We start from the raw sequence: 14,660 nt of genomic DNA, 5'->3' as shown, positions 1-14,660 counted from the left end.
GTATGAATAAAATGAATGAAATGGATTGCACAAAAATGAATAGCAATGGATAGGATAGGATGCTATTCTAGATTTAGATTTGTCATAATTATATAATGCCCTGCAGAACAATTTACCAAACAGTCGCATAGCACATAGTAAGTCTCCTAAAATAACGCCTGACATGATGAAAACTCATACTTTCTCTTCCCAAACAGGGATAATTCGCAATACTTGTATTGCAATCATCATTCTATTAACGCTCTTCTCCGCTAAATCGTATGCGCAAACTAAAATATTTGCAAATACCGTTACTAAATCGGATCATGTTGATAATGCAACAAATGCAACATTAAACAACAATAGCTTTGCTACAGTTAATTCGTACGGTGGCATTGCTGTTGGTATAGGGTCGTTTAGTGGCGAACTGGAATTAAAATATCCGGCTTCAGTTGCTGCGGGAGTTACCTCCTATATCAGAATAGATTTTGATGGTGATATCCTGAACAGGTTACTAGGCGGTAGTTTAGGTACTTTATTGGCTAATGTAGGGGGCACAGTAGTTCTTGGAAATCATTCATTCCAGGTAGGTGCCAGAAATGGTACTACAGCAGTACCCCCAACAGGAGGGAATAGTGTAGACGGGTTTTCTGCAGATAATTTACGACTGGTAAAAGATGCAAATGGGTTCTTTTATATTGCAATAACCCCTACACAGGCTTACGATAGGGTGTTTATCAAAGATGTAACCAATGCGCTTTTGCTTTCTGTTGCTAATAGTACAAAGGTTTATTATTCATTTTATACTTCAGGGACTGATCCTTGTGCGCAAGCATTTACTACAGGATATGAAGGCACAGGTATTACACTTGATGCCCTGCAATTGGGTAGTTCGGGTGTAACCAATAGTGAAAGGGCTATTGATTCGGATCCAAATAATTATTCTCAACTAAGTTTAGGAGTACTTGGCGTGGCTTCGTCCATTAGCCAAAATTTTTATTTTACAACACCATCAAATGCCGGTGATGATTTTAACCTAAGACTGAGCTCTACTCCAGCACTTTTAACCGCAGGTGTTTTACAGAATATTTCGGTAACTGCTTATAATGGCAATACCCAGGTTTACACCTCATCGGTATCAAACTTATTAAATGTAGATTTACTCGGCTTATTAAACAGTGGACAGGCCGCATCAATACCATTTTCTCCGGGTGTACCCTTCGATCGTGTTAAGGTTACCCTCGGTTCGGTACTTACCCTAAACCTCACACAAACCATTAATGTTTATGGCGTAACCCGTTCAGCCGGACGGCCAACACCGGCAAGCAGTGCAATTGCTGCATGTTATAATAGCACAGTGGCATTAAACGCAACTACTCCAAATACCAACGAACTAATTTGGTACGATGCCGTAGAAGGCGGAACAGCATTACAAACAGTTGCTTTTGATGGTACTTTTACTACCCCTGCATTAACCGCTTCCAAAACTTATTATGTTGCTGCCAGAAGATTAGGCTGTACAGCAGAATCGGCAAGGGTGCCTGTTGTAATTACAGTTAACCCAGAAATTATTTTTAATGGTGCAACTTTAGCCAATGCCACACCAGGTTTTGCTTATTCTAAACAATTGGATGTAGCTGCAGGCGGAACGGCAGGTTATACTTATGCTTTAGCAGCAGGAAGTACATTGCCAGCAGGTTTAACTTTATCATCAACCGGTGCAATTACCGGAACACCAACCGTAGCCAATGCTTACACTTTTTCAGTTGTTGCAACTGATGCCAAAGGCTGTAAAGCAACTGCTACTTATAATTTAACTGTTACTGCAGCATTGGTACTTACTCCAGGCGCATTGCCTGATGGTTTAACAGGAACGGTTTATCCAACACAGACTATTCCAGCTGCAACCGGCGGAACAGGGCCGTATACCTATACTGCAACCGGTGTTCCTCCAGGCTTAACTTTTAATCCTACAACGAGAGAAATTACCGGAACACCAACTCAACCTGGAATATATACGATACCAGTTACAGTTGTTGATGCCAACGGTAATACCATTACTTCGAATTATACTGTAAAAATTACTGATCCATTATTATTACCTACAGCAACTTTAGCTGATGGTACTACAGGAACAGCTTATCCAACGCAGATTATTCCAAGTGCAACTGGTGGAACAACGCCCTACACCTATTCGGCAACAGGCCTTCCTCCAGGTTTAGCTTTTAATCCGTCAACCAGGGCCATTACCGGTACGCCAACAACACCAGGAACCTATACCGTGCCAGTTACGGTGACCGATGCTGATGGAAAAACGGCAACTACAAATTATAGCATTACTGTAAATAGCCCATTGGCATTGCCAGCGGCAACCTTGCCAGATGGAACAGAGGGGGTGGCTTATGCTACACAAGTTCTGCCAGCTGCAACAGGCGGTGTCGGACCATATACTTATGTAGCCACTGATCTTCCTGCAGGATTAACATTTAATCCAACAACTAGAGAAGTTACTGGTACACCAACTCAGGCAGGTAATTATGCAATAAATGTTACGGTTACCGATAGTCAGGGTAAAACAGCAAGCAATACTTATCCAATTAAAGTAATTGGAACGTTAAGCTTGCCTACAAAAACTTTACCGAACGGAATTGTTGGTACTTCATACTTGCCACAAACGTTACCTGCGGTAACTGGTGGTACTTCGCCATATACTTATGTAGCTACGAACCTTCCTCCGGGATTATCGTTCAATCCAACTACAAGAGAAATTACCGGAACACCAACACAAGGTGGTACCTATAATATTTCTGTAACAGCTACAGATGCTAATAATAATAAAGCGACTACCACTTATGCAATAACTGTAACGGTTAGTGCTCCGGTTGTGGCTTCTGCTACAGTATGTACCGGAAGCACCGCTACTTTAACAGTAAGCAACCTTCAGGCTGGTGTAACTTATAACTGGTATGCATCAACAGGAAGCACTCCATTGGTAACCGGTAACAACGGTACTTTTGTAACACCTGTTGTAAATTCGGCAACGGTGTTTTATGTTGAGGCAGTTTCTGGAACAGCGATTAGTTCAAGAACATCTGTTTCGGTTTCGGTTAACCCACCTGCGACTTTAGCTACGGTTACAACCAATAACCAGGTAATCAACTCTGGACAAACCACAACATTAACTGCAACGGCTGATGCTGGAAATACCATCGCCTGGTTTGATGCCGCAACAGCAGGAACACAAGTTGGAACAGGAACATCATTTACTACACCAGCTTTAACAGCAACCAAAATTTATTATATAGAAACCACAAGCGCTAGCGGATGTAAAAGCGCAAGCCGTGTGCCAGTAACCGTTACGGTTATTAACGGTGGTGGAGCAACAGCTTGTAATGCTGCAAACAGCCAAAACACAGGAATAAACGGAATTTGTTTATTGTGCGGTATAAGTGGAGCTGGAAACTCTACAGATGCTGATGCGACCAACTTTACCAGAATATCATTAGCGGTTGGTGTTGGTGCAACTGGTTACCAACAATTAATCTTCCCATCAACAGGTGTAGCTACAGATAGTATCCGTTTAGATTTAGCTTTACCAGGTGGTTTAGCTGATGTTGGTCTTTTAAATAATATAACCATTACCGTATTAAACGGTACTACAGTTGTAAGAACAGTACAGGTAAATCCTACATTGCTAAATCTTCAACTTTTATCTGGTAACCGTTTTGCAGCGACAGTTTTGGCTGGCGGTGCTTACGATAGGGTACAGGTAAGCTTCGGTGCCTTAGTTTCGGCATTAACAAGTTTAGATATTTATGGTGCAACAGTTGTTTACCCTAATCCAACGTTTATAGCTGGGGCACAATCTATCTGTTCAGGCAGTACCGCAACACTAAGTGCAACTGCAAATGGTGGTACAACTTTAGCCTGGTTCGATGCACTAACAGGCGGAAACCAAGTAGGTACGGGTGCAAACTTTACCACTCCTGCTTTAACAGCAACGACTACTTATTACGTTCAGGTAAGCAAAGGAACTTGTTCAAACACAACAAGAGTTCCGGTAACCATTACTGTTAATCCTGCAATTGTATTTGCTGGTGCAACTTTAACCAATGCAACCATTGCATCTCCTTACAGTAAACAACTTCCGGTGGCTACTGGTGGTACACCTGGTTATACTTACACTTTAGCTGCAGGTAGTACTTTGCCAGCTGGTTTAACTTTATCGCCAAGTGGTCTGGTAAGTGGAACACCAACAGCAGCAGGTAACCCAACATTCGATGTTGTAGCAACTGATACAAAAGGTTGCAGCACAACTTCAACCTTTACTTTAACCGTAACACCAGCATTGGCTTTGGTTCCTGGAGCATTGCCTAACGGTGTAACAGGTACAGCCTATACTACAAATGGAATTCCAGCTGCAACAGGTGGAACCGGACCATATACTTATTCAGCTACCGGTGTTCCTCCGGGATTAACCTTTAATCCGGCAACAAGAGAAATTACAGGTACACCAACTCAAATTGGAACTTTTACCATTCCGGTTACAGTAACAGATGCTAATGGCAATACCATTACTGCTAACTATACACTTAAAGTAACTGATCCACTGGTTTTACCAGCAGCAACTTTAGCTAACGGAACAACAGGAACAGTTTATCCAACACAAACTATTCCATCTGCAACAGGCGGATCAACACCTTATACTTATGCGGCAACTGGTCTTCCTCCGGGATTAACCTTTGATCCGGCAACAAGAGAAATTACGGGAACACCTACGCAATCCGGAACTTTCACCGTACCGGTTACAGTTACCGATGCTGATGGAAAAACAGCAACCAATAACTATACAATCGTAGTGGTTGATCCTTTATTGTTACCAGCGGCAACCTTGCCTGATGGAACAGAAGGAACAGTTTACGCTACACAAACCTTACCATCGGCAACTGGTGGTGTTGGTCCTTATACTTATGTAGCAAGCAACCTTCCAGCCGGATTAACTTTTAATCCAGCAACAAGAGAAGTCTCAGGAACACCTACACAGGCCGGAAATTATTCGATCGGTGTAACCGCTACTGATAGTGAAGGCAGAACCGCAAGTAATACTTATGCTCTTAAAGTAATAGGTGTATTATCATTGCCAGGTGCAACGCTACCAAACGGTATTGTAGGTACACCTTATCCAACACAAACTTTACCAGCGGTAACAGGTGGAACGGCTCCTTATACTTATTTAGCAACAAACCTTCCTCCGGGATTAAGTTTTAATACTGCAACAAGAGAAATTACAGGAACACCAACTTTAGGTGGAACCTTTACGATTTCTTTAACTGCAACAGACGCAAACGGAAACAAAGCAACAACAGCTTATAGCTTAACTGTAACGGTTAATGCTCCGGTAGTTGCTGCAGCAACTGTTTGTTCTGGAAGCCCAGCAACATTAAGCGTTAGCAATTTGCAAGCCGGCGTAACTTACAACTGGTATGCTTCGACAGGAAGTACGCCATTGGTTACCAATAACACAGGTGTTTTTGTAACACCTGCAGTAACCGCTCCAACAGTATTTTATGTAGAGGCGGTATCTGGAACTGCAGTAAGTTCGAGAACTGCTGTTAATGTTTCAGTTAACCCACCAGCAACAGCTGCAACAGTAACTACGAACAACCAGGTAATTAATGCTGGTCAGTCTACTACATTGTTAGCAACGGCCGATGCGGGCAATACCATTCAATGGTACGATGCCGCAACAGGCGGAACGCAGGTAGGAACAGGTACTTCATTTGTTACTCCGGTATTATCGGCTACTACAACTTATTATGTAGAAACAACAAATGCCAGTGGTTGTAAAAGTGCAACCCGTGTTCCGGTAACTGTTACCGTATTAAACAATGGTGGTGGTACTGCTTGTAACGCAGCTAATTCGCAAAACACAGGTATAAACGGAATTTGTTTATTGTGTGGAATAAACGGCGCTGGAAATTCTACTGATGCTGATCCTTCTAACTTTACCAGAATATCACTTTCTGTAGGTGTTGGTGCATCAGGTTATCAACAATTAATTTTCCCAACAGTTGGAACAGCTACTGATAGTCTTCGTTTAGATTTAGCTTTACCGACCGGTTTAGCCGATGTTGGTTTATTAAACAACGTAACCGTTACCATATTAAATGGTACCACGGTTGTAAAAACAGTACAATTAAATGGTGGGCTGTTAAATCTTCGACTTTTATCAGGTAACCGTTTTGCTGCAACTATATTGGCAGGAGGTGCTTATGATAGGGTACAAGTAAGCTTTGGTGCATTAGCATCGGTACTCACCAGCTTAGATATTTATGGTGCCACCGTAATTTATCCTAGCCCAACAATAACTGCTGGTGCACAAACCATTTGTGCCGGAAGTACAGCAACATTAGCTGCAACTGCAAACGGTGGTACAACATTAGTCTGGTACGATGCTGCAACTGGTGGTACACAATTGGCCACTGGCGAAACATTTACTACACCAGCTTTAACTGCTACCACTACTTATTATATTCAGGTAAGCAAAGGCGGTTGTCCGAACACAACAAGAGTTCCGGTAACTGTAACGGTTACACCAGCGTTACCAACACCAGTATTGGCAACAATAGCTAATGTTTGTGAAGGATCATCAGCAACTTTATCGGTTGCCAATCCAGATGCTGCTGTAACTTATAAATGGTACGATGCTGCGGTAGGTGGAAACTTAGTATTCACTGGCGCTGTATTCCCAACTCCGGCATTAACAGCGGCAACTACTTATTATGTAGAAGCATCTCAAGGAAACTGTACAAGCACTACACGTGCTGTAGCAGCAGTATCAGTAAATCCTCGTCCGGCTTTACCAGTAGTAACTGCAAGTTCATCAACAGTTAGTGCAGGTCAGACTGCAATTTTAACTGCTAGTTCTGCAGATGCAACCAATACTTTCAACTGGTACACTTCTAGCACTTCAACTACACCAGTTTATGTAGGAGCAACTTATGTAACACCACCGCTATTAGCTACTACAACTTATTATGTAGAATCGGTTTCTACAAATGGTTGTACATCAGCAAGCCGTGTTCAGGTTACCATCACAGTTGATGGTAACGGATCTCCAAATCCGGTTCCTTGCGAGGCTGCAACCACACAGGTTAATGGTGTTAACGGTGTAGCTTTATTATCGGGTGTATTTAACCCGGCATTGGCGATTGATAACGATACCCAAACTGCATCTTCATTGGTAATGCCGGTAGGAGCGCTTGGTGCATCAGTTTATCAAAGAGTTGGTTTTGGCTCATTATCTAAAGTAGGTGATACGGTACGAGTTTTAGTATCATCTCCAGGAAAACTATTATCACTTTCGTTATTAGGAAACGCGGCAATTACTACTTATGTTGGAACCAACAGTAATGGTGATTCTAAGTTTTTAAATGATAACTTAATAAATATCCAATTATTGAGCGGTAATACCCAGGCGTTAATCACTTTTGTTCCAACGAATGTTTTCGACGGGGTAGAGGTTAGGTTAAACTCAGGTTTATTAGGTGCTTTAACATCAATCAACTTAAATTACGCACAACGCATTTTGGTTGCACCTACTGTAGCATCAGCAAATGTTACGGCTTGTGTAGGTCAAACGGCACAGCTTGAAGTAAGCAACCCATCAGCAAGCTTAACTTACAGGTGGTACGATGCTACAGGCACTTACCTAACCGGTAAAGATGGTATCATATTTACTACCCCAGTTTTAACAGGCGATACTAAATTCTATGTTGCAGCAGTTTCTGCAACTGGTTGCGTGAGTTATAAAACGGTAGTAAATGTAACTACAAACCCAGCTCCGGTAACACCAGATCTACTTTCAGCATCTGTAAATACCTGTCCTAATACATCAGTTACTTTCCAGGTTAAAAACCCAATTGTAGGCACAACCTATAACTGGTACGATACCGCAACATCTACAACGGTATTATTTACCGGTGATAACTTTACCACACCATTAATCAATGCTGATAGAAGTTACTTTGTAGCGGCAGTAAACAGCTGCGGTAGCTCATCAACGAGAACAGAGGCTAAAATTATATTGGGAACTATCGATGTTCCGGTAATTACACCACCATCAATCACCATCAGTGAAGGTTCTGTTGCGGTATTAAAAGCAACATCGAGTACAGCAGGCGCAACCATTAACTGGTACACTACTGCAAATGGTGTGGTTCCAGTATTTACTGGCGAAACTTATGTAACACCGCAATTAAGTGCAACTACTACATATTATGTAGAAGCTACTATTCCTGGTGGATGTACTGCAACAAGCAGAGCAACTGTAACCGTTACTGTAATTCCTAACGGTAACCCGGTAACTACACCATGTGGAGCCGCTACAACAACAGTTGCAAGCGGTGTAACAGGAGTGGCTGTATTGGCTGGAGTTTACAACCCAACTTTTGCGGTTGATAACGACATCAACACAGGATCTAGCTTGGTGATCCCTGTGGGATTACTTGGTGCATCTGTTTATCACCATGTTGGTTTTACAGGCTTATCAAATGTAGGTGATACCTTAAGAGTGAAAATTACCACTCCAGGTACATTACTTTCGGTAGGAGTATTAAATAACTTAACGTTAACAACTTTCCAAGGTACAACCAGCAATAACGATGCGGTTTCTATTTCTAACCCATTAATTAGCTTAAAACTATTAACAGGCAATACATCTGCTATATTAACTTTCGTACCAACCAGTAAATTTGATGGCGTAGAATTGAGATTAAGCTCAGGTCTCCTTGGGGCATTAACATCTGTTAATTTAGATTATGCACAAAGGGTAATCACTACACCAACAGTTACAGCAGCTACAGCAAGCGCTTGTCAAGGATCATCTGCAACCTTAAGTGTTCAGAACCCACAAGCTGGTGTAGTGTATAAATGGTACTTAGGCACAACTTATCAAGCAGGAAAAGATGGAGCAACTTTCACAACAGACCCAACTTTAACTGCTGGAACTTATACTTATTCGGTAACGGCTACGGCTAACGGTTGTGAGACTGTAGGAACCAAAGTAACGGTAACTATTTTAACTCCACCAGTAGCACCGATTCCATCAACTAACAATCCAGCTACAACTTGTATCGGCTCACCTGCTACTTTAAGTGTACAGGCTGTTGCTGGAGTAACTTATAACTGGTACGATGCAGCTACAGCAGGAAACATGTTGGTAACCAATAACAGTAGCTTTACTACATCTGCATCACTTGCAGCAGGAACATACGATTATTATGTTGAAGCGGTAAGTGGAACAGGTTGCTCGAACTCAACACGTACTAAGGTTTCTATCACTGTTAATCCATCAGCAGTTGCTGCCGATTTAACTGTAACCGGAACAACATCATTATGTGCTTCTGGTACAGCGGTGCTTACAGCAGCCAGTACAACAGTAACCAGTCCGGTATTTACCTGGTACACTGATGCCGCTTTAACACAGGTTGCATTTGTTGGTGCAGTATTTAATACGCCTGCCATTACCGCAACTACCAAATACTATGTTACCGTTAGCGGAACAAATAAATGTGCTAACTCAGCGGGTAATGCAAAAGAGGTTACCATTACGGTAAATCCTGTTGCTACCCCATCTGATATTAACCTAGCTGGAACAAGTACCGTTTGCGGTGGTTCTTCAGTTACTTTAAATGCAACAAGCACAACGGTAACCAACCCGGTATTTACCTGGTACAGTGATGCGGCTTTAACTACAGTAGCATTTACTGGTGCTAACTTTGTTACGCCGGTACTTACTGCAACCACTACTTATTATGTGACAGTTAAAGGCGATAATAAATGTGAGAATACAGCAGCTACTGCAAAATCGATTACCATTACGGTTAATCCTGCGGCTACTGATTCAGACCTCGCCATTAACGGAATTGCATCAATCTGTAAAGGATCTACAGCTGTACTGTCTGCTTCAACAACAACAGTAATCAATCCTGTATTTACCTGGTATAGCGATGCTGCTTTAACTACAGTAGCTCATGTAGGTGCTAGCTTTACTACGCCTGCACTTAATGCAACCACTACTTATTATGTAACCGTAAAAGGCGATAATAAATGTGAAAATTTAGCGGCAAATGCTAAGGTTGCTACTGTAACAGTTAAAGAGTTTGCAACATCAGCAGATATTGCGGTAAGCAATGCTCAAATCTGTTCAGGTTCTACCGTAATGTTAATGGCTTCGAGTACTACGGTTACTCAACCGGTATTCACCTGGTATAGTGATGCATCATTAACAAGTGTAGTATTTACAGGCCCAACTTTCACAGTAACTGGTTTAACTGCAACAACTACTTATTATGTAAGTGTTAAAGGTGCCAATAAATGTGAAAACAGTGCCGCAGATGCCAAAGCGGTAACAATAACCGTTAATCCTTTGGCAACTACCACCGATATTATTCTTAGCGGAAGCACAGTGGCCTGTGCAGGATCATCGGCGGTATTAACTGCAACATCTCCAACAGTAACCAACCCAGTATTTACCTGGTACAGTGATGCAGCATTAACCAATGTAAGTTTCATTGGCGCAACATATACTACACCAGCCTTAACCAGCACCACTACTTATTATGTAACTGTAAAAGGTGATAATAAATGTGAGAATGCTCCTGGTACTGCCAGAGTAATTACCATAACTGTTAGTCCGGTTTCTACAGCTTCCGATATAACCGCTACTGATGCAACAATCTGCTCAGGATCTGGTACTACCCTGGTAGCAAGTACAACAACCGTTACCAATCCAACATTTACCTGGTACAACGATGCTGCTTTAACTTCGGTAGCTTATGTAGGTACATCATTCGTTACCCCGGTATTAACGGCAACAACTAAATACTATGTTACGGTTAAGGGTGATAATAAATGTGAAAACTCAGGTATCACTGCAAAAGTGGTAACTGTAAATGTTAATCAGAGTGCAACAGCTGCAGATATTACCTTATCAACGCCTACATTGGTATGTGGATCGGGTACAGCAGTAATCAACGCAAGCTCAACGACAGTAACCAGTCCAATATTTACCTGGTACAACGATGCTTCATTAACAAGTGTTGCCTTTACCGGACCAATATTTACCACTCCGGTATTAACTGTCACTACTACTTATTATGTAACCGTAAAAGGTGCTAACAAGTGTGAAAATACCGCAGCAAATGCAGCAGCAGTAACCATTAAAGTTAACCCGATTGCAGTTGCAAGTGATATCGTCGTAAATGGATCAACAAATATTTGCGGAGGATCTAAAGCAGTATTAACGGCAAGTAGCACAACAGTTACTAACCCGGTATTTACCTGGTATACCAATGCAACGTTAACTGATGTAGCTTTTGTAGGTGCAGTGTTTACTACACCAACTTTAACAGCCAACACTACTTATTATGTAACTGTAAAAGGAGATAATAAGTGCGAAAGCAGTGCCGCTACTGCTAAATCTGTTAACATTGTTGTTAACTCGGTAGCTTCAGCAACTGATGTTACTGCAACAGATGCCACCATTTGTGCAGGATCGTCAGCCAGCTTAGTGGCCAGTACTACAACAGTAACCAATCCAGTATTTACCTGGTACAGCGATGCTGCTTTAACAACGCCAGTATTTACAGGAGCAACTTTTAACACACCAGCATTAACCGCAACAACTAAATATTACCTAACTGTAAAAGGTGATAACAGATGTGAGAGTTCTGCTGCAAATGCAAAAGTAGTTACCGTTAATGTAAATGCAGGTGCAACAGCTGCCGACATCACATTATCGGCCCCAGCTAGAATATGTGGTTCTGGAACAGCAGTAATCAATGCAAGTTCTGCAACGGTTACCAGCCCGGTATTTACCTGGTACAACGATGCTTCATTAACAAGTGTAGCCTTTACCGGACCAATATTTACCACTCCGGTATTAACTGCCACTAAAACTTATTATGTAACCGTTAAAGGTGCTAATAGATGTGAAAATACAGCAGCTAATGTAAAAACAGTAACTGTTATTGTTAATCCAGGTGCGGTGGCAACAGATATCACAGTAAATGGATCAACTTCAGTGTGTGCAAGTACAGCCGCAACATTAGCAGCAACAAGCACAACGGTTACCAACCCAATATTTACCTGGTATAGCGATGCTACTTTAAATACAGTGGTATTTACTGGCCCAGTGTTTACTACACCAGTATTAACTGCAAGTACAACTTATTATGTAACCGTTAAAGGCGATAATAAATGTGAAAATACTGCAGCAACAGCAAGGGCTGTAGCCATTACAGTAAATGCATCACCAAACAACCCAGTGGTATCTGTTCCAAATGGAGGCATATGCGCAGGTGATGGAGCCACCCTAACAGTAACGAATGCACAGGCAGGTGTTACTTACGAATGGTACACTTCAGCGGTTGGTGGTAATTTATTATTCACAGGAACAACATTCAATGTAACAGCCTTAGCTGCAACAACAGATTATTACATTTTAGCAATCGGAACAGGAGGTTGTAACAACAACGGAGGACGTGTTAAAGTAACAGTTACAGTTAACGCAAAACCAACAGTTCCAACTGTCGCAGCAACATCTGTTAATGTTTGTACTGGAAGTCCAGCTGTATTAACGGTAACAAGTCCTCAAACAGGTGTAACATACAATTGGTATACTGCAGCTGCGGGCGGAACATTGGCTGGAACCGGAGTAAACTTTACCACTCCTGCAGTTAATGCAAACATTACATACTATGTTGAAGGTGCAAATGGAACTTGTGTCTCATCATCTAGAACACCAGTAAATGTAATTGCACTTCCGGTACCAGTTGCACCAGCATCGGTAACAGCGGCAAATGGAACACTTTGCGCAGGTAGCTCAACCATATTATCGGTTAATAATCCGGTAACAGGATTGGTTTACAGATGGTATGCAGCAAGCTCTGGAGGTTCTGTACTGGCGGAAGGTATAACCTTTACTACACCAAACTTAACTGCGACAACAATCTACTATGTAGAGGCAATAGCTGTGGGTGGTTGTGCTAGTCCAACAAGAACAGGCGTTACTGTTAATGTACTGCCAGTGTTAGAAAAACCAGTAGTAGTGGTACAAAGCACAACACCAAACAGTGTAACCTTTGCATGGGCTGCGGTTGCAGGTGCTACCGCTTACGAAGTTTCTCAGGATAATGGCTTAACATGGGTAAACCCAACAAGCGGATCAACCGGAACTACTTACTTGGTAGCAGGCTTAAAACCAGATCAAAGTGTAACCATTATTGTACGAGCCAGAGGTCAGATTGAGTGCCAAACCAGCGCAAATTCGATTCCGGTAACGGGTAAAGCAGCTAATCCTTTTGGAGATCAGGTTTATATACCAAACGCATTTACACCAAATAACGACGGTAAAAACGATACATTCTTAATCTACGGTAACACCATATCAGGCGCCAGAATGAGCATTTTCACACAATGGGGTCAATTGATATTCCAGTCAGATAATGTTGCCAATGGATGGGATGGAACTTTCAAAGGGGTAAATCAACCGATCGGAGTTTATGTGTACATGGTTGATATTACATTCACCAATGGAACAACATCATTAAGAAAAGGTACAGTAACGCTGATTAGATAAGAAGAGGATTAACAATAAACAGATAAAATCAAAGACCATGAAAATACTATCGGCTTTAAAAATATATGTTGCAGTGCTAGGATTACTGCTGTGTACAGCTAAGTCCTTTGCACAAACTGATCCGCATTTTTCACAATATTATGCAAACCCGTTATATCTTAACCCGGCCTTAACCGGGGTAATAGACGGCGATTACCGTGCAACTGTAAACTTTAAACAACAATGGAGTGCACTAAACAGTTCTTTCTTAACAGGTGGAGCATCGTTCGATATGGCTCCAAAAAAGAACTTCGCATTTGGTGCCACCATCTTAAACCAAAGGGCTGGGGAGTTAGATTTTAACTACCTTTCTGCCCTGGTATCAGGTTCGTACCGTTTAAGGTTTGGTGCAGAAGGTTTACAGATGGTGAGTTTTGGATTACAAGCCGGTGTAATTAACCGTAGTTTCGATTTCTCTCAGGCCAGGTTTGGTAACCAGTTTAATCCAATTTCAGGTTATGATGGTGGTATGATGAGCGGCGAAACACTTTCATCTCAATCCTCATTGGTTCCTGATGTAAATGCAGGTATCATGTATTTTGATGGTAACCCCAACAAAAGTGTAAACGTTTTCTTAGGCGCAAGTGCAGCACACTTAACCCGCCCGATGGATCGTTTCTCTGGTTCAAATTCACGTATCCCTGTTCGTTTTACTGCGCATGGCGGAGCGCGGATCAAGGCTTCAGAGTTATTGGATATTGTACCTAATGCATTGTTTATGTACCAGGGTAATACAAACGAGCTATCGTTGGGTGCTTATGCACAGCTTAACGTTAATCCATCGGCAAACATTTTGTTTGGTGGTAACTACCGTAATAAAGATGCTGCAATTGCCTTTGTTGGCCTACAGTTAAAGAATATGGTTTTCGGGTTAAGTTACGATATTAATACCTCTACCTTCAACCGCGCTTCTAACAGTAACGGTGGTTTAGAGCTTTCGATTTCCTTAATTGGCCGTAACGGTCTTATTGGTCCAAACTTCTTTTGTCCACGTTTATAA

2 protein-coding genes are annotated in these 14,660 nt (G+C 41.9%); both read left to right on the top strand.

Features of this window, described 5'->3' with window-relative positions; translation table 11 throughout:
• The first annotated feature begins 163 nt into the window (after positions 1-163).
• Complete coding sequence (locus tag ACN9MR_RS19940) at positions 164-13,621, top strand: putative Ig domain-containing protein (RefSeq protein ID WP_426326296.1); 13,458 nt, start codon at positions 164-166, stop codon at positions 13,619-13,621.
• 37 nt (positions 13,622-13,658) lie between these two features.
• Complete coding sequence (locus ACN9MR_RS19935) at positions 13,659-14,660, top strand: PorP/SprF family type IX secretion system membrane protein (RefSeq protein WP_426326295.1); 1,002 nt, start codon at positions 13,659-13,661, stop codon at positions 14,658-14,660.

Source organism: Pedobacter sp. R-06, assembly GCF_049913135.1.
Classification (GTDB): domain Bacteria; phylum Bacteroidota; class Bacteroidia; order Sphingobacteriales; family Sphingobacteriaceae; genus Pedobacter.
The sequence above is the reverse complement of the archived record's forward strand: the minus strand, read 5'-3'. Positions and strand labels throughout refer to the sequence as shown.

Bases quoted from the DNA above. Each gene is read 5' to 3' on its own strand.
- ACN9MR_RS19940 (WP_426326296.1), top strand. From the start codon at position 164: ATGATGAAAACTCATACTTTCTCTTCCCAAACAGGGATAATTCGCAAT.
- ACN9MR_RS19935 (WP_426326295.1), top strand. From the start codon at position 13,659: ATGAAAATACTATCGGCTTTAAAAATATATGTTGCAGTGCTAGGATTA.